Origin of the sequence: Mycobacterium sp. (assembly GCF_044342925.1) — a bacterium.
Lineage (GTDB): Bacteria > Actinomycetota > Actinomycetes > Mycobacteriales > Mycobacteriaceae > Mycobacterium.
This window is the reverse complement of the sequence record NZ_JBIIOV010000047.1, coordinates 1-19,522: the sequence shown is the minus strand read 5'-3', so window position 1 is coordinate 19,522 and position 19,522 is coordinate 1. Positions and strand designations below refer to the sequence as shown.

At 66.6% G+C, this 19,522-nt stretch carries 16 protein-coding genes and 3 pseudogenes; 7 read left to right on the top strand and 12 right to left on the bottom strand.

Annotation, left to right across the window (positions count from 1 at the left end):
* The first annotated feature begins 87 nt into the window (after nt 1-87).
* Genes ADBZ6I_RS07215 through ADBZ6I_RS07205 form a run of 3 tightly spaced genes read left to right on the top strand, consistent with a single transcriptional unit; the run spans nt 88 to nt 3,397 of the window.
* Nucleotides 88-1,077, top strand: coding sequence for a Zn-ribbon domain-containing OB-fold protein (locus ADBZ6I_RS07215; protein ID WP_526382315.1), 990 nt, complete (start codon nt 88-90; stop codon nt 1,075-1,077).
* Nucleotides 1,078-1,093: 16 nt separating this feature from the next.
* On the top strand, nt 1,094-2,155 hold the full coding sequence (locus ADBZ6I_RS07210) for a beta-ketoacyl-[acyl-carrier-protein] synthase family protein (RefSeq protein ID WP_526382313.1): 1,062 nt from the start codon (nt 1,094-1,096) through the stop codon (nt 2,153-2,155).
* 57 nt (nt 2,156-2,212) lie between these two features.
* A complete protein-coding gene (locus ADBZ6I_RS07205; RefSeq protein WP_526382311.1) occupies nt 2,213-3,397 on the top strand; it encodes a thiolase family protein in 1,185 nt (394 codons plus the stop codon).
* A gap of 26 nt (nt 3,398-3,423) precedes the next feature.
* On the opposite strand, the pseudogene ADBZ6I_RS07200 reads toward ADBZ6I_RS07205, so the two are convergent.
* Nucleotides 3,424-3,936 (bottom strand): annotated as a pseudogene (locus tag ADBZ6I_RS07200) (gamma carbonic anhydrase family protein); the annotation flags it as partial.
* Between the two features lie 149 nt (nt 3,937-4,085).
* On the opposite strand from ADBZ6I_RS07200, the gene ADBZ6I_RS07195 reads away from it, so the two are divergent.
* The gene (locus tag ADBZ6I_RS07195) at nt 4,086-5,258 is read left to right on the top strand and encodes a 3-ketosteroid-9-alpha-hydroxylase subunit A (protein ID WP_526382309.1); all 1,173 of its coding nucleotides are present in this window, start codon (nt 4,086-4,088) and stop codon (nt 5,256-5,258) included.
* Nucleotides 5,255-5,710: a hypothetical protein gene (locus tag ADBZ6I_RS07190; protein ID WP_526382307.1), complete on the top strand. Its 456-nt coding sequence runs from the start codon at nt 5,255-5,257 to the stop codon at nt 5,708-5,710. The genes ADBZ6I_RS07195 and ADBZ6I_RS07190 overlap by 4 nt, the downstream gene beginning before the upstream one ends.
* Before the next feature lie 23 nt (nt 5,711-5,733).
* Here the strand turns inward: ADBZ6I_RS07190 and ADBZ6I_RS07185 are convergent, their stop codons facing one another.
* The 7 genes and pseudogenes from ADBZ6I_RS07185 to ADBZ6I_RS07155 all read right to left on the bottom strand — a co-directional run bounded on the left by ADBZ6I_RS07185 (nt 5,734) and on the right by ADBZ6I_RS07155 (nt 13,796).
* Nucleotides 5,734-6,879 (bottom strand): sulfotransferase, encoded by a 1,146-nt coding sequence (locus ADBZ6I_RS07185; protein ID WP_526382305.1) that lies wholly within the window; start codon nt 6,877-6,879, stop codon nt 5,734-5,736.
* Nucleotides 6,876-7,658: an SDR family NAD(P)-dependent oxidoreductase gene (locus tag ADBZ6I_RS07180; RefSeq protein ID WP_526382302.1), complete on the bottom strand. Its 783-nt coding sequence runs from the start codon at nt 7,656-7,658 to the stop codon at nt 6,876-6,878. Before ADBZ6I_RS07180 ends, ADBZ6I_RS07185 begins: the two co-directional genes overlap by 4 nt.
* A gap of 2 nt (nt 7,659-7,660) precedes the next feature.
* Nucleotides 7,661-8,788 (bottom strand): hypothetical protein, encoded by a 1,128-nt coding sequence (locus ADBZ6I_RS07175; protein ID WP_526382299.1) that lies wholly within the window; start codon nt 8,786-8,788, stop codon nt 7,661-7,663.
* Between the two features lie 57 nt (nt 8,789-8,845).
* Nucleotides 8,846-10,957: a RecQ family ATP-dependent DNA helicase gene (locus ADBZ6I_RS07170; RefSeq protein ID WP_526382317.1), complete on the bottom strand. Its 2,112-nt coding sequence runs from the start codon at nt 10,955-10,957 to the stop codon at nt 8,846-8,848.
* Nucleotides 10,954-11,997 (bottom strand): 4-hydroxy-2-oxovalerate aldolase, encoded by a 1,044-nt coding sequence (gene dmpG, locus ADBZ6I_RS07165; protein ID WP_526382296.1) that lies wholly within the window; start codon nt 11,995-11,997, stop codon nt 10,954-10,956. Before dmpG ends, ADBZ6I_RS07170 begins: the two co-directional genes overlap by 4 nt.
* Before the next feature lie 110 nt (nt 11,998-12,107).
* Nucleotides 12,108-12,998, bottom strand: a pseudogene (locus ADBZ6I_RS07160) (acetaldehyde dehydrogenase (acetylating)); the annotation flags it as partial.
* A gap of 12 nt (nt 12,999-13,010) precedes the next feature.
* On the bottom strand, nt 13,011-13,796 hold the full coding sequence (locus tag ADBZ6I_RS07155; protein WP_526382293.1) for a 2-keto-4-pentenoate hydratase: 786 nt from the start codon (nt 13,794-13,796) through the stop codon (nt 13,011-13,013).
* 78 nt (nt 13,797-13,874) lie between these two features.
* On the opposite strand from ADBZ6I_RS07155, the gene kstD reads away from it, so the two are divergent.
* Nucleotides 13,875-15,557: a 3-oxosteroid 1-dehydrogenase gene (gene kstD, locus ADBZ6I_RS07150; protein ID WP_526382291.1), complete on the top strand. Its 1,683-nt coding sequence runs from the start codon at nt 13,875-13,877 to the stop codon at nt 15,555-15,557.
* A 1-nt stretch (nt 15,558) separates the two neighbouring features.
* Nucleotides 15,559-16,419 carry an enoyl-CoA hydratase ChsH3 gene (gene chsH3, locus ADBZ6I_RS07145; RefSeq protein WP_526382289.1) on the top strand — a complete coding sequence of 287 codons (861 nt, stop codon included), beginning with the start codon at nt 15,559-15,561 and terminating at the stop codon, nt 16,417-16,419.
* A 46-nt stretch (nt 16,420-16,465) separates the two neighbouring features.
* On the opposite strand, the gene ltp2 is transcribed toward chsH3, so the two are convergent.
* The 4 genes and pseudogenes from ltp2 to fadE29 all read right to left on the bottom strand — a co-directional run.
* Nucleotides 16,466-17,632, bottom strand: coding sequence for a 17-hydroxy-3-oxo-4-pregnene-20-carboxyl-CoA lyase (ltp2, locus tag ADBZ6I_RS07140; protein WP_526382287.1), 1,167 nt, complete (start codon nt 17,630-17,632; stop codon nt 16,466-16,468).
* Entirely contained in the window at nt 17,629-18,024 is a 396-nt protein-coding gene (locus ADBZ6I_RS07135; protein ID WP_526382285.1) for a MaoC family dehydratase, read from the bottom strand. Before ADBZ6I_RS07135 ends, ltp2 begins: the two co-directional genes overlap by 4 nt.
* Entirely contained in the window at nt 18,021-19,010 is a 990-nt protein-coding gene (locus ADBZ6I_RS07130) for an OB-fold domain-containing protein (protein WP_526382283.1), read from the bottom strand. The genes ADBZ6I_RS07135 and ADBZ6I_RS07130 overlap by 4 nt, the downstream gene beginning before the upstream one ends.
* Before the next feature lie 28 nt (nt 19,011-19,038).
* Nucleotides 19,039-19,522: pseudogene (gene fadE29 / locus ADBZ6I_RS07125) on the bottom strand (acyl-CoA dehydrogenase FadE29); the annotation flags it as partial.

Sequence of the window (19,522 nt, the reverse complement as noted above, 5' to 3'; positions counted from 1 at the left end):
CTCATCTACTGCCGCCTTCCCTGCCCCTCGGAGGGGACACTTTCGCGATCCTTGCCACGATTCCTAGAACCTGTTCTACTCGATGCTGTGAGCGTCAGCCAGAACAGTCCGGCGTTAATGGCCTTCATAGATTCCCACGAGCCCCCGCTCTCGGCGCCGCTGACACTGTCGTTCGACTACACCCGTTCGGTCGGTCCGACCCTGAGTGCGTTCTTCACCGCGTTACGCGGGCGCCGCATTGTGGGCATCCGCGGCTCCGACGGACGGGTGCATGTTCCGGTGGTCGAGTACGACCCGGTGACCTGTGCGCCGCTGACCGAGATCGTTCCGGTCGCCAGTGTCGGAACGGTGCTGTCATGGAGCCGGCAAGCCGAGCCGCTGGAGGGCCAGCCGCTCGACCGGCCGTTCAACTGGGCACTGATCCAGCTCGACGGCGCGGACACCGCACTGCTGCACGCGGTCGACGGTGAGGTCGGCACCGGAGACCGCGTGCATGCCCACTGGGTCGACGAACCGGTGGGCGCCATCACCGACATCGCTTACTTCGTTCCCGGTGACTCACCGGAGCCTGTCGCGGAGACGGTCGACGAGCGCGACCCGGTCACCGTGGTGGTGTCCCCCTGCAGCCTCGCCGTCCAGCACACCGCGTCGCGGCCGGAGAGCACCTTCCTGCGGGCGATGCGGGAGGGGATCCTGCTCGGCGCGCGGTCCGGCGAGAACGGCAAGGTGTACTTCCCTCCACGCGAGGCTGATCCGGCCACCGGCAGGGCACTGGACCACTTCGTCGAGCTTCCAGACAAGGGAACGGTGACCACGTTCGCGATCATCAACATCCCGTTCGCGGGGCAGAAGATCAAGCCGCCGTATGTGGCGGCCTACGTTCTGCTCGACGGCGCCGACATCCCGTTCCTGCACCTGGTCACCGAGGTCGACGCGGCGGACGTACGGATGGGGATGCGGGTCGAGGCAGTGTGGAAGCCGTTCGAGGAACGGGATTTCGGGATCGACAACATCGATCACTTCCGGCCCACCGGCGAACCCGATGCCGACTACGACACCTACAAGCACCACCTGTGAAGGCATGAACGCACCTATGACCAGAGAAGTTGCCGTCGTCGGCTTCGCGCACGCACCGCACGTCCGGCGGACAGAGGGCACCACCAACGGCGTGGAGATGCTGATGCCGTGCTTCGCCGAGGTTTATGCCGACTTGGGAATCAGCCAGTCGGATATCGGCTTCTGGTGCTCGGGATCGTCGGATTATCTTGCGGGCCGGGCATTTTCATTCCTCAACGCGATCGACTCCATCGGTGCGATCCCGCCGATCAACGAATCGCACGTGGAAATGGACGCGGCATGGGCCCTCTACGAGGCCTACATCAAGGTGCTCACCGGCCAGGTGGAGACCGCGCTGGTGTACGGGTTCGGCAAGTCCAGCGCCGGGACCCTCCGGCGGGTACTGGCGCTGCAGACCGACCCCTACACCGTCGCCCCTTTGATGCCGGATGCGGTGTCGCTGGCCGGTCTTCAGGCCCGACTCGGCCTGGATTCGCGCAAGTGGACCCAGCAGCAGATGGCACAGGTCGCCCTGGATTCTCTTACCGCCGCGCCGCGCACCGACTCCGAGCAGCCCGCTTCGAGCATCGATGAACTGCTGAGCCGGCCGTTCTTCGCCGATCCCCTACACCGTCACGACATCGCACCGATCACCGACGGCGCCTCTGTCGTCGTGATCGCTGCTGATGAGCGAGCACGTGAATTACGCGAACGACCAGCCTGGATAACGGGTTTCGAGCACCGTATCGAGACTCCCGTGTTCGGTGCACGGGACTTGACCACCTCGCCGTCGACGGCGGCCTGCGCCAGGGCGGCCACCGGTGGTGACACCGGCGCCATCGACGTCGCAGAGGTATACGCGCCGTTCACTCATCAGCAGTTGATCCTCACCGAGGCGATCGGCCTCGGGCCCGGCACGAGGGTCAACCCGTCCGGCGGGGCGCTGGCGGCCAACCCGATGTTCTCCACCGGGCTGGAGCGCATCGGCTTCGCCGCCCGGCACATCTTCGACGGTTCGGCTCAGCGGGTGCTCGCCCACTCCACTGGAGGCCCTGTGCTGCAACAGAATCTGGTCGCAGTACTGGAAGGTAAGGACTGATGGGCGCGCCGACGACGATGCAGAGCGAGTTACGCGCGATGCGGAGGAGTGGCGCAGATGGCTGAGAAGCATCTGGCCGCGGTGCTGGGCACCGGACAGACCAAGTACGTCGCCAAGCGGACCGACGTCTCGATGAACGGGCTCGTCCGAGAGGCGATCGACAAGGCGCTGGCCGACAGCGGATCGACCCTCGACGACATCGACGCCGTGGTCGTGGGCAAAGCACCCGACTTCTTCGAGGGCGTGATGATGCCCGAGCTTTTCATGGCCGACGCGATGGGCGCCACCGGGAAACCGTTGATCCGGGTGCACACCGCCGGATCGGTGGGCGGTTCCACCGCAGTGGTGGCGGCGAGCCTGGTGCAGTCGGGCCGGTACCGGCGGGTGCTGGCGGTGGCCTGGGAGAAGCAGTCGGAGTCCAACGCGATGTGGGCGCTGTCGATTCCAGTCCCGTTCACCAAGCCGGTCGGGGCCGGAGCGGGCGGGTATTTCGCCCCCCACATCCGTGCCTACATGCGCCGCTCGGGCGCGCCGGCGCACATCGGCGCGATGGTGGCGGTCAAGGATCGGCTCAACGGCGCCAAAAATCCGCTGGCGCATCTGCACCAGCCCGACATCACCTTGGAGAAGGTGATGTCCTCCCAGATGCTCTGGGATCCAATTCGTTTCGACGAAACCTGCCCTTCCTCCGACGGTGCGGCCGCCATCGTCATCGGTGACGAGCTCAGCGCCGACAGGCGGGTGGCCGACGGCCATCCGGTGGCCTGGGTCCACGCCACCGCGCTGCGAACGGAGCCGATCGCCTACTCCGGTCGCGATCAGGTCAACCCGCAAGCCGGGCGGGACGCCGCCGCGGCGTTGTGGCGGGACGCCGGGATCACCAGCCCGATCGACGAGATCGACGTGGCGGAGATCTATGTGCCCTTTTCCTGGTTCGAGCCGATGTGGCTGGAGAATCTCGGCTTCGCCCCCGAGGGCGAGGGATGGAAACTCACCGAGGCCGGCGAGACGGCGATCGACGGCCGGATCCCGGTGAACCCCTCCGGAGGCGTGCTGTCGTCCAATCCGATCGGGGCGTCCGGCATGATCCGCTTCGCCGAAGCCGCCATCCAGGTGATGGGCAAGGCCGGTGAGCACCAGGTGCCCGGAGCGCGAAAAGCGTTGGGCCACGCCTACGGCGGCGGCTCGCAGTACTACTCGATGTGGGTCGTCGGCTCCGACAAGCCCTCGTCCGCGTCCTGATCCGCTTGATCGTGATCCACCGAGCCCAGTCCGGCCAGGTATCGCTGCGCTAGGTCCCGGTACGCCTGGGCGTTGGCGTTCACCCACATCTCCGAACGCGTTCCCGCGATCGGCCCCTTGACCTTGGCCGGCGCACCGGTAACCACCACCTCGGGTGGAACATGGGTGCCGCCGACGACAAGCGAATGGGCGGCGACCAGACTGTGCGCGCCGATCACTGCGCCGTCGAGCACCGTGCAGTGATTGGCGATCAGCGCCTCGGCACCGATGTTCGCGCCGTGGATGGTGCACATGTGGGCGATGGTCGCACCGGGGCCGACGTCCACCGGAATGCCGGGCGGGGCGTGCAACACCGACCCGTCTTGGACGTTGGCGCCCTCCCGGATGACCACGGGGGCGTAATCGCCGCGCAGCACCACGTTGAACCATACCGATGCCCCGGCCTCCACGGTGACGTCGCCGACGAGGACGGCGGTGGGGGCGACGAAGGCGGTGGGGTCGACCTTGGGCGACCGGCCCTCGAAGGAGTACATCGGCATCGGCCATGTATACACGACAAGCCCGACCGTCATGTCCAACGAAGTCGCCGTCTACCGCGCGGTTTCCGGGACAGCCGTCTGACTCATTGCGCAGCGCCGCAGGAAAACTGTAACGTGTTCTAGTTAGAGACATACGGCGGAGGGGCCACATGACCACCGACATTCGTGAGATCGACACCGGTACCCTGCCGGACCGGTACGCCCGCGGCTGGCACTGCATGGGCCTGGTGCAGACCTACCTGGACGGTCAGCCGCACCCGATCCACGCCTTCGGCACCAAGCTCGTCGTTTTCGCTGATTCCGAGAACAACCTGCACGTCCTCGACGCCTATTGCCGGCACATGGGCGGTGACCTCTCGCAGGGCACCATCAAGGGCGACCAGGTCGCCTGCCCGTTCCACGACTGGCGCTGGGGCGGCGACGGTCGCTGCAAGCTGGTGCCCTACGCCAAGCGCACGCCGAAGCTGGCGAAGACCCGCTCCTGGCACACCGATGTCCGCGGCGGACTGCTGTTCGTCTGGCACGACCACGAGGGCAACCCGCCGCAGCCGGAAGTCCGCATCCCGGAAATCCCGGAGTGGTCCAGCGGCGAGTGGACCGACTGGAACTGGAACTCGATGCTGATCGAGGGCTCCAATTGCCGCGAGATCGTCGACAACGTCACCGACATGGCGCACTTCTATTACATCCATTTCGGTCTGCCGACCTACTTCAAGAACGTCTTCGAGGGCCACATCGCCACGCAGTACCTGCACAACGTCGGACGGCCCGACGTCGGCGGGATGGGCACCGCCTACGGCGAGTCGCATCTGGACTCCGAGGCCAGCTACTTCGGGCCGTCGTTCATGATCAACTGGCTGCACAACACCTACGGCGACTTCAAGGCCGAGTCCATCCTGATCAACTGCCACTACCCCGTCACGCAGGACTCCTTCATGTTGCAGTGGGGCGTGATGGTGCAGAAGCCCAAGGGGCTCGACGAGTCCCTGGTGCAGCGGCTCTCGCACGAGATGACCAAGGGGGTCAGCAAGGGGTTCCTGCAGGACGTCGAGATCTGGAAGCACAAGACCCGCATCGAGAATCCCCTGCTGGTGGAGGAGGACGGCGCGGTCTACCAGATGCGCCGCTGGTATCAGCAGTTCTACGTCGACATCGCCGACATTTACCCGGACATGACCGATCGGTTCGAGCTGGAGGTGGACACCACCAAGGCCAACGAGAAGTGGCATGTCGAGGTGGAGGAGAACCTGCGCCGGCAAGCGGAGGCCGCGGAGGCCGACCAAGGGGCCGAGTCAGCGGAGGCCGGGCAGCCGACGTCATGACCGACAAGCAGCCGCCCGATGTCGACGAACTCACCCGGTCGATGCTGCTGCTGCACGGCCCGCATGACGACGAGCATCGCCCCGGTGATCCCGACGACGTCGGCACCTGGTCGAAGGCACCGGATTTCGCCAACGACCCCGCTCGGGCGGCGGCCGTGCACGATGCGACCCGCCGCGACCGCGAGCGCTACCTCACCGCCGGGCTGGCCGAGGTGGACTGCCGGTTCTGCCACGCCTCGGTGAAGGTGAAGAAGCTGGGGGCGCCCTATACCGCGGTGCAGTGGAACGCCGCCGCGTCGGGGCGTTGCGCCTACTTCGCCGAGGTCCGCGCCGGCGGCGGCAGCAGCGCCCAGGTGCCATCGTGTCCACGGTTGTCCGACAGCATCAAACACGCGGTGGCCGAAGGGTGTTTGGAGGAGTACTCCAGCGCCCCGGCACCGGGCGACGGCTGACCGGCGGACTACAGACAGGCGACCTACAGACCAGCGAACCGCTCCCTGACCTGTTCCTCGGTCAGGCCGTAGTCGGCCAGCGAGTAGGTGTGTTTGGGTGCTCGCGGTCCACGCTTGCTCTCCTCGTCGGTGGCCCGGATGGCCCCGTGGGCGGCGTCGGTCAGCTCGATCCCGAAGTGCGAGTAAATGTTGCGCACCGTTCTGATCGGATCCCGGATCAGCTCGGCGTAGTCGACGTCGCAGAACTGCGCCGGGTTGGCGGTGGCACGGACCGCGTTGAAGCGCTGCAAACCGCGTGACCAGGTCTCCAGCGAATCGGCTCCGATGGTGGCACCGACGAATGCGTTCGACCAGCCCGCGGTGGTGTGCTGGGCCAGCGAGCACATCGAAGCCATGATGGTCTCGGCCGGCCGGTGACACTGGATGACCAATGCGTCCGGGTAGGTGGCCAGCAGTGCGTCGAGGGCGAACAGATGGCTGGGATTCTTAAGCACCCAGCGCTTCTCGGGATCGTTGAGGCCGATCAGCTGCAGGTTCCTGCGGTGCCGCTGATAGGGCTTCGTCCAATTCTGCTGGGCCAGCCACTGCGCGTAGGTGGGCACGTGGGCGAGTGTTTCGTAGGAGACCGAGTGCACCGACTGCCGTAGTAGCTGCCAGCATTCCTCGACCTCGTCGGCGGTCATGAAGTGCAGGCCGGTGTAATCCGGGTTCTCCTGGTGCGCCTTGGCGAACCGGGACTGCAGTTCGACGAAAACCGGGTTATGCGGCCAGGTCTCACGCGGTGGACGCGGCTGTGGGAACTCTGCCAGCCACAACTCCAGCCCTTGGTGTCCGGGGTCACCGCACAGCAGGCGGTGCAGCGCGGTGGTTCCGGTGCGCGGCAGGCCGGTCACGAAGATCGGCGCGGTGATCGGCACGTCGACGTGACTCGGGTGCTGCTTCCAGGACGCCTCGCTGAGCAAGCGGGCCACCAGCGCGTTGCGCAGGAAGAACCGTGACATCTTGCTGCCGAGCTCGGTGAAGTCGGCTTCGCGTCGGTAGGACTCCAATAGCACCGAGAGGGCTTCGAGATAGTTGTCGTCGTCACTGCCGAAATCGTCGAGGCCGACGGTCCTGACCGCCGAAGCCTTCAGGTCCTCGACGATGCCGACATCCGTGCGGGGGGTCATGGCTTGTACTCCCCGCAATTGACGTCCAGGGTCACGCCGGTGATCCCGCTGGAAAGATCGCTGGCCAGGAACAGGATGGCCGAGGCCACCTCGTCCTCGGTCGGCAGTCTCTTGAGGTCGGACTGGGCGGCGGTCGCGGCGTAGATCTGCTCGACGGTGGCGCCGTACTTGCCTGCCTGGTGGTTGAAGTAGCTCTTCAGGGTCTCACCCCAGATATAGCCCGGAGCAACCGAATTGACGCGTATCCCCTTGTCGCCGAGTTCGGTGGCCAGTGACTGGGACATGGACAGCAGCGCCGATTTGGCCATCTTGTAAGCGCCGTACTTGGGCTGTGAGTGCCGGATGACCATCGAGTTGACGTTGACCACCGAACCACCGCCCTCCGCCAGGGCGGGGGTGAAGCCCTGAATCAGCCGCAACGCCCCCAGTACGGTCAGTTCGATGGCGTCACGAATGTGCTGAAAGGTGGTGTCGGCCAGCGGCTTCATCGACGGAACCCGGAAGGCGTTGTTGATCAGCACGTCGACCTTGCCGTACTGGTCAAGGCTGCACCGCACCAGATTGTCGACCTGCTCGTCGTCGGTGATGTCGGTGGTGACCGCCAGCGCCCGTCGGCCCAGCGCGCTGACCTGTCCGGCGACGTCGTCGAGTCGACCGGCTGTTCGCGCCGCCAGGACAAGATCCGCTCCGGCTTCCGCGCAGCGCCGGGCCAGCGTTGTGCCCAGCGCAGGGCCGACGCCGCTGATCACCACCACCTTGTTCTCCAGCATGCCGGCCATGGTCAGCCCACCATCCTCTCGGCGATCTGCTTCTGCCGCAACGCGATCCGCGCCCGCCAGTCGTCGTCGGGAATCCTGTTGTCTTCGTAGAACGGCAGACGCGCCGGAACATCGGAGACATCGACGAGTTCCACCGTCGGCCCGTCGGCCTCGGTGAGCGGACGCGACACCCGCTGCCAACGGAACTGGAGTATCCCTCTCCGGTGGCCGGTGGTCTCCACCCAGTTCGTCACACCCGGGTTGCGGTCGGCCACCACGATGCGGATCTTGCCGTCCTGATCCGCTTGGGCCTGAGTGCCGTTCAGCGACGTCTGGTGGTTGATGTAGTCCAGCGAGATGTACCAGAGACTGCCCAGCTGGAATCCCAGGTAGGGCGCATCGGTCACCGGCAGAGTGATCAGCAGGGCCTGGTCGGGCGTCAGCTCGAAGTGACCGGCCGAGGAGTACTGGGTGGCCAGGCCCCCGGGGGTAAGCCGCGGCGGCACCATGGTGTTGACCGGGATGTTCAGGTAGAACCATTGCGGAAATTGCAGCCAGGTCCTGACCCGCCGCACCAGCTGCTTACCCGCTGCGGCCCAACGCTTCTCGATGACTTCCCTGGTCAGCGAGGGCGGCGCGATGCCGGCGGTGTCGGTGCGCGCGATGGTGACCGTCCCGCGTCTGGCCGACCAGTCGTTGTAGACCTCGCGGATCACCAGCTGCGCGTTGGCTGCCGGTGTGAACCGCCATTCGAACGTCCCGTCGGCGGCGATGTCGAGCTTGCGGTCGTCGAACGCCGTCTCACTGTCAGGGACGCCCGTTTCGGTGTATTCCCCGCCGAGCAGTTGAAAACTGAGATCCGTTGTGGTGCCTCGCGTTCCGTTCACGACGTACTCGTGCCCGGCCCGCACCCGGGTGCCGAAATACAGGGTGTCGGGATTGTCCAGCCCCATCTTGGTGAATGGTCCGGTGCCGGATTGCAGGAACGGATGATCGCGGTCGTAATCGAAGGCGATGTGGGTGCAGGCCGCAATGCCCCCGGCCAGGTACTGCAGTCCTTCGAGCAGGTCGGCTTCGGTGTCGATGTGGGGCGCATCGCGGACGAGTTGCTCGGCCTCGGCGATGGCGTCCAGCAGCGGCTGTGCGTACATCGGCAACGGACCTCCTTTCAGGGAATTTAGAACCTGTTCTAGTGGGTCGTCAACCGCTCAGTTCGTGCTGGCCAGGGTGAAGGGAAGCACTTCGGCGACCCCAGCGTGCCGCAGCACCCGGGCGGCCATCGTCAACGTCCAGCCGGTGTCGGTGACGTCGTCGATCAGCAGCACCGGTCCGGTGAGGCCGGCGATCTCGGGTTCGGACCATGCACCGGACAGCGCCGCCACCCGGTAGGCGGAGTTGGCCGCCGTCACCGGCCGCCGGCCGGGGCTGTAGCTCAGCATGCCGAGGTTGGTCAGTCGGCCCAGCTCGGCCAGGCCGTCGACCAGCGAACCGATCAGTACCGGGTGCGTGGACGAGTCGATGCCCATCACAGCGACGGGCCGGGTCGCCCAGTTCCAGTCGGCAAGTACCGCGACGGCGGCCTTGAGCATCTCGGCGGGGACGGGCTGGTCGGGTTCGTCGAGAAGCCGCCGCAGCCGAGTTCCCCAACCCAGGTCGGTGAGCCGTCCGATGGTTCGCCCGGGCACCGGTCCGTCGGTGATCCGGCCGCTGAGGTCGATACCGAGTTTCACCATTCCGGTGGGCCACTGTTTGCGTGGGCTGATCTCGATCCCGGGCCGGCGCAACCGCTGCTCGGCGGCGTCGACGGTGGCGGCCGCCACGTCCGCGGCGGGACTGGCCCCTCCGCAGTTATCGCAACGGCCGCAGCGCTCACCCTCGGCGAGTTCGGGATCGTCCAACTGTGCCCGCAGAAACGCCATCCGACATCCGTCGGTGACCTCGTAGTCGAGCATCGCCTGCTGTTCACGACGGCGGGCCTCGTCGAGTCTGCGGTAGCGGGACTCGTCGTAGATCCACGAATGGCCGGTGCTGACCCAGCCGCCTTTCACCCGACGTACCGCGCCGTCGACGTCGAGCACCTTCAGCACCATCTCCAGCCGAGACCGGCCGAGGTCGACCAGCGGTTCCAGCGCCGCGGTCGACTGCGCCCGATCGGGGTCGAGGACGTCGATCACCCTGCGCACCATGGGTTCTGACGGGAAGGCCACCGAGGCGAAGTAGCGCCAGATATCGGCATCCTCTCGACCGGGCAGCAGGATCACCTGGGCCTGTGCGGTGGACCGGCCTGCGCGGCCCACCTGCTGGTAGTAGGAGATCGGCGACGACGGCGCCCCGAGGTGGATGACAAAGCCGAGGTCGGGTTTGTCGAATCCCATTCCGAGGGCGGACGTCGCCACCAGGGCCTTGACCCGGTTTGCCAGCAGGTCGGCTTCGAGTTGCTCGCGCTCGGTCGGGTCGGTGGCCCCGGTGTAGGCCGCCACGTCATGGCCGAAGTCCCGCAGCAGCGCGGCCAGGTCCCGGGCGCCGGCGACGGTGAGCGTGTAGATGATGCCGGAGCCGTCGAGCGAATTCAGTTGTGCGGCAATCCAGGCCACCCGCTGCGCGGCCGAGGCGATCCGCACGACCGACAGGTGCAGGGATTGGCGGTCCAGACCGCCGCGCAGCACCAGGGTGTCGGCGCCGCCACTCAGGTTCGTCGTGTCGGCTTCGCCGACGCCGAGTTGCGCGGCGATGTCCTCGACCACCCGGTCGTTGGCGGTGGCTGTGGTGGCGAGCACCGGCGTGCCGGCACCAAGTTCGGCGATCAGGGTGCGGATGCGGCGGTAGTCCGGCCGGAAGTCATGGCCCCAGTCCGATACACAGTGGGCTTCGTCGACCACGACCAGGCCGGCGTCGGCGGCCAACGCGGGCAGGACGTTGTCGCGGAACTCGGGGTTGTTCAACCGCTCCGGACTCACCAGCAGCACATCGACGTCGCCGTCGGCGACCCAGCGGTGGATATCCTCCCACTCGGTGACGTTGCCGGAGTTGATGGTGGCCGCGCGTACCCCGGCGCGTTGAGCGGCGGCCACCTGGTTGCGCATCAGGGCCAGTAGCGGGGAGACGATCACGGTGGCGCCGCGGCCCTGTTCGCGGAGCAGCTTGGCGGCGATGAAGTACACCGCTGACTTGCCCCAGCCGGTCCGCTGCACCACCAGCGCCCGGCGTCGTTGCACCACAAGGGCTTCGATGGCGGTCCACTGGTCGTCGCGCAGCGTGGCGCCGTCCCCGGCGAGTTGTTCGAGGATCGTTTGGGCGCGGGCCCGATCAGGTGTCGTCAGGACTGTTCCCGGTCGCGGTCGTTCTGCTCGCGCTGGATTTCCAGGGCGATGTCGATGAGTTGGTCCTCCTGGCCGCCGATGAGTTTGCGCTGTCCGGCCCGGTGCAGCAGTTGGTGGGCCGGCACCCCGTAACGCTCGGACTGGCGGATGGCGTGCTTGAGGAAGCTGGAGTAGACGCCGGAGTAGCCCATGATGAGCGCGTTGCGGTCGAGCAGACACTCGGCGGGCATCGCCTTGGCGACGACTTCTTCTGCGGCGTCGGCGATGTCGAAGAAATCGATCCCGGTCTTGACACCGATCTTGTCGAAGACGCCGATGAGCGCCTCGACCGGGGCGTTGCCGGCACCGGCCCCGAATCGGCGGCAGCTGCCGTCGATCTGCTTGGCCCCGGCCCGCACGGCCTCCACCGAGTTGGCTACGCCCAGGCCGAGGTTTTCGTGGCCATGAAAACCGACTTGAGCATCCGACCCCAATTCCGCGACCAGTGCCGACACCCGGTCGGCGACATCGCTGAGCACCAGCGCACCGGCAGAGTCGACGACGTAGACGCACTGGCAGCCGGCGTCGGCCATGATCCGGGCCTGCTTGGCGAGCTTCTCCGGTGCGATGGTGTGGGCCATCATGAGGAACCCGACGGTTTCCAGGCCGAGTTCGCGGGCCAGCCCGAAGTGCTGGATGGAGACGTCGGCCTCGGTGCAGTGGGTGGCGATGCGGCAGATGGACCCGCCATTGTCCTGGGCCTGGCGGATGTCGTCCTTGGTGCCCACCCCGGGCAGCATCAGGAAGGCGATCTTCGCTTCGGTGGCGGTCTCGGCGGCGAGCTTGATCAGTTCCTGCTCAGGGGTTTTGGAGAAGCCGTAGTTGAAACTGGACCCGCCGAGACCGTCGCCGTGGGTCACCTCGATCACCGGCACCCCGGCGGCGTCGAGGGCGGCGACGATGCTGTGCACTTCCTCTTTGGTGAACTGGTGACGTTTGTGGTGTGAACCGTCCCGCAGCGAGGTGTCGGTGATCCGGACGTCCCAGATGTGAGCGCTCATCGTGCCCCTCCGCGAGCTGTTCTGGTCTGGTCTTCGCGCGGGCGCTCATCCATGGACTGGTCTTCGCGCAAGCGCTCATCCATGGACTGGTCTTCGCGCAAGCGCTCATCCATGGATTGCTTGGCGATCTCCTCGCCGACCTTGGTGGCCGCCGCGGTCATGATGTCCAGATTGCCCGCATACGGGGGCAGATAGTCCCCGGCGCCTTGCACCTCGATGAACGTGGTCACCACATGCCGGCCCCCGTTGACCACCGACGGGCCGTCGAACTGCGGCTCGTTGAGCAGCCGGTAGCCGGGCACATAGGTCTGCACCTCGGCCACCACGTCGCGGATCGAGGCGGTGATCGCGTCGTGGTCCGCTTCCTCGGGGATCTCGCAGAAGATGGTGTCGCGCATGATCATCGGCGGATCGGCCGGATTGAGGATGATGATGGCCTTGCCCCGGGCGGCGCCGCCGATGCTCTGCACTCCGGCGCTGGTGGTCTTAGTGAACTCGTCGATGTTAGCTCGGGTACCCGGGCCGGCGGATACCGAGGCCACCGACGCGACGATCTCCGCGTACGGAACCTTGACGACCCGCGATACCGCGTAGACGATCGGGATGGTCGCCTGGCCGCCGCAGGTGACCATGTTGACGTTCGGGGCGTCGAGATACTCGGTGAGGTTGGCCGGCGGCACCACCCCCGGCCCGACAGCGGCCGGGGTGAGGTCGATCGCGGTGATCCCGGCCTCGGCGTAGCGCGGCGCGGCGGCCTTGTGCACGTAGGCCGAGGTGGCCTCGAACACCATGTCAGGTTTCTCGGGTTGTTCGAGCAGCCAGTCGACACCCTGGTGACTGGTCTCCAGGCCGTGCTGGCGAGCGCGGGCCAGGCCCTCGCTGTTCGGGTCGATGCCGATCATCCAGCGCGGCTCCAGCCACTGCGACCGGAGCAGCTTGTACATCAGATCGGTGCTGATGTTGCCCGAGCCGACGATGGCGACCGACTTCTTCTGAGCCACTGGGCTTCTCCCTTACCGGAACGACAATCGGACCGAACCCAGGCCGGTGAAGTCGGCGACGAACTGGTCACCGGGCCGGGCGTCGATGGCGCGGGTGCACGATCCCGGCAGCACGATGTCGCCGGCCTTGAGCCGGACGCCGAAGCTGTCCACCTTGCGGGCGAGCCATGCCACCGCGGTCACCGGGTTGCCGAGGACCGCGTCGCTGCGGCCTTCGGCCACCACCTCGCCGTTGCGGGTGAGAACCGCGTCGATACCGGTGATGTCGACGTCCTTGGGCGACACCCGCTGTGACCCGAGCACGAACCCGGCCGAGGACGCGTTGTCGGCGATGGTGTCGCACAGGCCGATCTTCCAGTCCTTGATCCGGGTGTCGATCAGCTCGATGGCCGGGGCGAAGGCAGCGGTCGCCGCGAGCACGTCGTCCTCGGTGCACCCTGCGCCGGGCAGGTCGTCAGCGAGCAGGAAACCGACCTCGACCTCGACCCGCGGGTAGAGGTATCTCGAGGCCTCGACCGGCACGTCTTCGAAGACCTCCATGTCGGCGAGCAGATGCCCGTAGTCGGGTTCGTCGACGCCCATCATCTGCTGCATGGCCTCCGACGACAGGCCGACCTTGTGGCCGACCACGACAGCGCCCTCAGCCACTCGCCGCCGGATGTTGATCAGCTGAATCTCGTAGGCGTCCACCACGTCGATACCCAGATGACCGGCCGTCAACGGGTTCAGGGGCGCCCGGGTCCGTTCGGCTTCGGCGAGCTCGGCGGCGAGTTCGGCACGAGTAGCGCTGCTCAGCATTCCCCTGCAAGTCCCCTCGTTAATGTCAGCGGGGCGTCAGTAGCGCCCGCATGGTGCGATTCTATAACGTGTTCTAGTATGACTGCCCTGGAGTTTGACGTCGTCGTAGTCGGAAGCGGCGCGGCCGGCATGGTCGCCGCTCTGACAGCCGCCCATCAGGGATTATCCGCGGTGGTCGTAGAGAAGGCCGCACACTTCGGCGGGTCGACGGCCCGTTCCGGCGGCGGCGTATGGATTCCCAACAACGAGATCCTCAAGCGCGACGGTGTCACCGACACCAAAGAAGCCGCCCGCACGTACCTGCGCAGCATTGTCGGCGACATCGTGCCGCCGGAGAAGATCGACGCCTACCTCGAACACAGCCCGGAGATGCTCTCGTTCGTCTTGGCCCACACGCCGCTGAAGATGTGCTGGGTCCCCGGCTACTCCGACTACTACCCCGAGCAGCCGGGCGGCCGGGCTGGAGGCCGTTCGATCGAACCGCTGCCCTTCGACGCCAAGAAACTCGGGCCTGATGAGGCCGGCCTGGAGCCCGCCTACGGGAAGGTTCCACTCAACGTCGTCGTGATGCAGCAGGATTACGTGCGGCTCAACCAGATGAAGCGCCATCCGCGCGGGGTGCTGCGCAGCCTTAAGGTGGGCGCACGCTGCGCGTTGGCCAACGCGCGCGGCAAGAACCTCGTTGGCATGGGCCGGGCGTTGATCGCGCCGTTGCGCATCGGCCTGCGCGACGCCGGAGTCCCGGTGCTACTCAACACCGCACTGACCGATCTCTACGTCGAGGACGGCGTGGTGCGCGGTATCTACGTCCGCGACACCGGTGCGCCCGAGTCCGATGAACCCCGGCTGATCCGGGCTCGCCGCGGGGTGATCCTCGGCAGCGGCGGATTCGAACACAACGAGTCGATGCGGCGCAAGTACCAGCGCGAGCCGATCAGCACGGAATGGACCGTCGGAGCGGCGGCGAATACCGGTGACGGGATCGTCGCAGCCGAAAAGCTCGGTGCTGCTCTGGAACTCATGGAAGACGCTTGGTGGGGCCCCACGGTGCCGCTGGAGGGTAAGCCGTGGTTCGCACTGTCCGAACGGAACTCACCCGGATCGATCATCGTCAATATGGCCGGCAAGCGCTTCATGAACGAGTCGATGCCGTATGTCGAAGCGTGCCATCGGATGTACGGCGGCGAGTACGGCCAGGGCTCCGGTCCCGGCGAGAACGTGCCGGCCTGGCTGGTGTTCGACCAGCGCTACCGGGATCGCTACATCTTCGCCGGTCTGCAACCCGGTCAGCGGATCCCGACGAAGTGGCTGGATTCCGGGGTCATCGTCAAGGCGGACACCATCGACGAGCTCGCCCGCCAGACCGGTATGCCGGTGGATGAATTCCGTTCCACTGTTCAGCGTTTCAACGGCTTCGCCCGCAGTGGTAACGACGCCGACTATCACCGCGGCGAGAGCGCATACGACCGTTACTACGGAGACCCCACCAACAAGCTCAACCCCAACCTCGGCGAGATCAGTCAACCGCCCTACTACGCCGCCAAACTGGTGCCGGGTGACCTCGGTACCAAAGGCGGCATCAGTACCGACGTCCACGGGCGGGCGTTGCGGGACGACGGCTCGGTGATCGAGGGCCTCTACGCGGCCGGAAACGTCAGCGCGCCGGTGATGGGGCATACCTACCCCGGCCCCGGTGGGACCATCGGGCCGGCCATGACGTTCGGGTACCTGGCGGCGCTGCACCTCGCCCGGAACGCGTGAGATGCCGATCGATCTGGATACCGCGCTCGGAGCGGAGTTGGAGCCGGTCGAATTCTTCTGGCGCAGTAGCGATGTGCAGCTGTATCACCTGGCGTTGGGCGCGGGAGCCGATCCGATGGACCCTCGTGAGCTGCGCTACCTGACCGACGGCGCCCCGCAGGTGCTGCCGACGTTCAGCAGCGTGGCCGCCAGCTTCCACATGACCGAGGTGCCGCGGGTGAGCTTCCCGGGCATCGATATCGAGCTGAGCCGGGTGCTTCACGCCAGCGAGGCTGTCACCGTTGCCGCACCGTTGCCGCCGAGCGGGTCGGCGCGGGCAGTCTCCCGGATCACCGACATCTGGGATAAGGGCAAAGCGGCGGTGATCCTCACCGAGACCGCGGTGACCGACCCTGGCGGAACCGTGCTCTGGACCGCCAAGCGGTCGATCTTCGCCCGGGGTGAAGGCGGCTTTGGCGGGGACCGCGGTCCGTCGGCCACTGTGGCGATGCCTGATCGCGAGCCCGACATTCAGATCGACATCCCGGTGCTGCCGCAGCAGGCCCTGTTGTATCGGATGTGCGGAGACCGCAATCCCCTGCACTCCGACCCGGAATTCGCCGCGGCGGCAGGATTTCCCCGGCCGATTCTGCACGGGCTGTGCACCTACGGCATGACCTGCAAGGCGCTCGTCGACGCGGTGCTCGACGGTGACGCTTCCCGGGTCGGGGGCTACGGCGCGCGGTTCGCCGGCGTGGTGTTCCCAGGCGAGACGATCCGGCTCAGCGCGTGGCAGGACGACGGCCGGTACGTCGGCGTGGTGACCGCACCCGGCCGCGACAACGTCACCGTGCTCTCCGACGTCGAAGTGCTGCCGGTCTAGCCTGCCTCGCTCATGGACGCCGGCGCCCGGCACCCGCGCCAACGCCTCAGCCCAGGATTAGACCCGAGGTCGGGACCCCGGTACCCGCAGTGACGAGCACATGCTCGACGCCGTCGACCTGGTTGACGGAGCTGCCTCGCAACTGGCGCACACCCTCGGCAATGCCGTTCATACCGTGGATATAGGCCTCGCCGAGTTGGCCGCCGTGGGTGTTGATGGGCAGCCGCCCGCCGATCTCGATGGCACCTCCGGCGATGAAGTCCTTAGCGTCGCCGTTGGCGCAGAACCCCAACTCCTCCAACTGAATCAGTGTGAAGGGGGTGAAGTGGTCATAAAGGACAGCGGTCTGGATATCAGCCGGCGTCAGGCCGGACTGCTGCCACAGCTGCCGCCCGACCAACCCCATTTCCGGTAGGCCGAGTTCAGGCCGGTAGTAGCTGACCATCGAGTACTGGTCGGGGCTCGAACCTTGCGCCGCCGCTTCGACGACAGCCGGGCGGTGCTTGAGATCCTTTGCCCGCTCGGCAGAGACGACGACGATCGCGACGCCGCCGTCGGTCTCTTGGCAGCAGTCCAGCAGACGCAGCGGCTCGGCGATGAAGCGCGAGTTCTGATGGTCCTCGATGGTGATCGGCTTGCCGTAGAAGTAGGCCTTCGGGTTGTTGGCGGCGTGCCGCCGATCGGCGACCGAGATGGCGCCGAAGTCGCGGCTGGTGGCCCCTGAGGCGTGCATGTAGCGCCGTGCGATCATTGCGACCTGAGCTGCCGGCGTCGACAGCCCGTGCGGGTAGGAGTACGAGTTGTCCACGCTCGTGGAATCCGAGCCCTGGATCAGTCGGAGCTGCACCTGGCCGAACCGCATGCCGGACCGCTCGTTGAACGCCCGGTACGCCACAACACAGTCCGCCACCCCGGTGGCTACCGCCATGGCCGCCTGCTGGATGGTGGCGCACGCCGCCCCGCCGCCGTGGTGGACCTTGGAGAAGAACTTCAGCTCCCCGATCCCCGCTGCCCGCGCGACGGCCACCTCGGTGTTGGAGTCCATGGTGAAAGTGACCATGCCGTCAACATCGGCGGGTGTCAGCCCGGCGTCGTCGAGCGCGTCGAGCACTGCCTCGGCAGCCAGCCGCAACTCACTGCGACCCGAATCCTTGGAGAAGTCGGTGGCTCCGATGCCGGCGATGGCGGCCTTGCCGGACAGGGCTCCGGTCATGCCGAACCCGCCAGCGTGAGCGTCGCGGTGGCGACGATGTGGTCGCCGAGGCTATTGCTGCCAACGACTTTCACGGTGACCAGCCCGTCGTCGACGTCGGTGACCTCACCGGTGAAGGTCACGGTGTCATAGGCGTACCACGGCACGCCGAGCCGCAGACCGATGGACTTGATTCTCGCGGCGGGACCGGCCCAGTCGGTGAGGTAGCGCTGCACCAGGCCGGTGTCGGTGAGGATGTTGACGAAGATGTCCTTGGAACCCTTGGCCTGCGCCTTGTCCCGGTCGTGGTGGACATCCTGATAATCCCGGGTGGCGATCGCCGTCGAGACGATGAAGGTGGGATCGCCGTACAGCGACAGTTCGGGCAGTTTCATGCCCACTGCGGGTGTCATGACGCCGCCTCCCAGGCGTACAACGTCCACGCCGGGCCGCTATCCCCGGCCGGAAAGTCGATATAGGTTGCGCGGACGGGCATCCCGATCTGGACGGCCGCCGGTTCGACGCCGCGGAGCTCACCGAGCATCCGCACTCCCTCCTCGAGTTCCACCAGCGCGATGACGAACGGAAGCGTACGGCCGGGCACCCGCGGGGCGTGATGCACCACGTAGCTGTACACGGTGCCCCGACCACTGGCGACAAGATAGTCGGACGGTGCCACTTCTCTTTTCGCGTCCTGCCAGATCGCCGGCACGGGCGGGTGCTGCAGGGTGCCATCGGGACGCTTCTGGATGCGCAACTCGTGGGCGTTGATTCCGTCCCAGAAGAACTGGGTGTCCTTCGACACCGCTGGACGAATCATCACCTCAGGGTCCAGGTCAGCGGGCACCGCTGCGACAGCCGATTCCGATTGCGCCGCTTGATCCTTCGGCCGGAACTTCATGATCCGCCAGATCATGTCCGCCACTGGCTCGTTGCCGTCATCACCGACCGACCAGGTGATCTTCTGGGTGATGAAGAAGCCCTCCCCCAGCGCGGTCTGCTTCGGGCCGACGACGTCGGTCAGTTCCGCGGCGACGCTGACCTCCTCACCGGGGCGCAGATAGCGGTAGTAGGTCTGCTCGCAGTTGGTGGCGACGACGCCGACGTAGCCGTTGTCGTCGAACAGTTGCATGATTTTGCTCAGCGGATCGTCGTCGGCCCGCTGGCCACCCAGCCCTGCCATGGTCCAGACCTGGATCATGGCCGGCGGGGCTACGACGCCGGGATGTCCGGCGACTTTCGCTGCGGCGGCGTCGGTGTAGATCGGATTCCTGTCGCCGATGGCGTCCAGCCAGTGATCGACCATCGGCTGGTTAACCGGATGTCGGCCCTTGCGCGGCTTGCTCTTTCCCTCGGCCTTGATCCGCTCGGCGGCCCGCTGGATGTCCGCCACACTCATCGCAGACCGTTCTTCGCGCAAGCGCTCATCACCGCGGAACCCTGGGCACACCGAGTCCCGCAGCTGCCACCTGCTCGCGCATCACCTCGTTGACGCCGCCGCCGAAGGTGATGACGAGGTTGCGCTTGGTCTGGGCGTCCAACCAGGTGAGCAGTTCGGCAGTCTCCTCCTCGGCGGGGTTGCCGTACCTGCCGACGATCTCCTCGGCCAGGCGTCCGATCCGCTGAATGCGTTCGGTGGAGAACACTTTGGTGGCGGCGGCGTCGGCGATGTCGACGGTCTCCCCCGCCGCCGCGACCTGCCAGTTGAACAATTCGTTGATCCGCCAGATCGCCCGGATCTCGCCGAGCGCGCGACGGACGTCGTCCCGGTCGATGGGCGTCACTCCGTCGCCGCCGGGCTTGGACGCCCACGCGTGCACCCGGTCGTAGAGCCCGGCGATCTTGCCGGCCGGGCCCAGCATGACCCGTTCGTGGTTGAGCTGGGTGGTGATCAGCCGCCAGCCCGCGTTT

Bases quoted from the DNA above. Each gene is read 5' to 3' on its own strand.
- dmpG (WP_526382296.1), bottom strand. From the start codon at position 11,997: ATGAGCGCTCACATCTGGGACGTCCGGATCACCGACACCTCGCTGCGG.
- ADBZ6I_RS07180 (WP_526382302.1), bottom strand. From the start codon at position 7,658: ATGGCCGGCATGCTGGAGAACAAGGTGGTGGTGATCAGCGGCGTCGGC.
- ADBZ6I_RS07190 (WP_526382307.1), top strand. From the start codon at position 5,255: ATGACCGACAAGCAGCCGCCCGATGTCGACGAACTCACCCGGTCGATG.
- ADBZ6I_RS07175 (WP_526382299.1), bottom strand. From the start codon at position 8,788: ATGTACGCACAGCCGCTGCTGGACGCCATCGCCGAGGCCGAGCAACTC.
- chsH3 (WP_526382289.1), top strand. From the start codon at position 15,559: ATGCCGATCGATCTGGATACCGCGCTCGGAGCGGAGTTGGAGCCGGTC.
- ltp2 (WP_526382287.1), bottom strand. From the start codon at position 17,632: ATGACCGGAGCCCTGTCCGGCAAGGCCGCCATCGCCGGCATCGGAGCC.
- ADBZ6I_RS07130 (WP_526382283.1), bottom strand. From the start codon at position 19,010: ATGAGTGTGGCGGACATCCAGCGGGCCGCCGAGCGGATCAAGGCCGAG.
- ADBZ6I_RS07155 (WP_526382293.1), bottom strand. From the start codon at position 13,796: ATGCTGAGCAGCGCTACTCGTGCCGAACTCGCCGCCGAGCTCGCCGAA.
- ADBZ6I_RS07135 (WP_526382285.1), bottom strand. From the start codon at position 18,024: ATGACACCCGCAGTGGGCATGAAACTGCCCGAACTGTCGCTGTACGGC.
- kstD (WP_526382291.1), top strand. From the start codon at position 13,875: ATGACTGCCCTGGAGTTTGACGTCGTCGTAGTCGGAAGCGGCGCGGCC.
- ADBZ6I_RS07195 (WP_526382309.1), top strand. From the start codon at position 4,086: ATGACCACCGACATTCGTGAGATCGACACCGGTACCCTGCCGGACCGG.
- ADBZ6I_RS07185 (WP_526382305.1), bottom strand. From the start codon at position 6,879: ATGACCCCCCGCACGGATGTCGGCATCGTCGAGGACCTGAAGGCTTCG.
- ADBZ6I_RS07205 (WP_526382311.1), top strand. From the start codon at position 2,213: ATGGCTGAGAAGCATCTGGCCGCGGTGCTGGGCACCGGACAGACCAAG.
- ADBZ6I_RS07210 (WP_526382313.1), top strand. From the start codon at position 1,094: ATGACCAGAGAAGTTGCCGTCGTCGGCTTCGCGCACGCACCGCACGTC.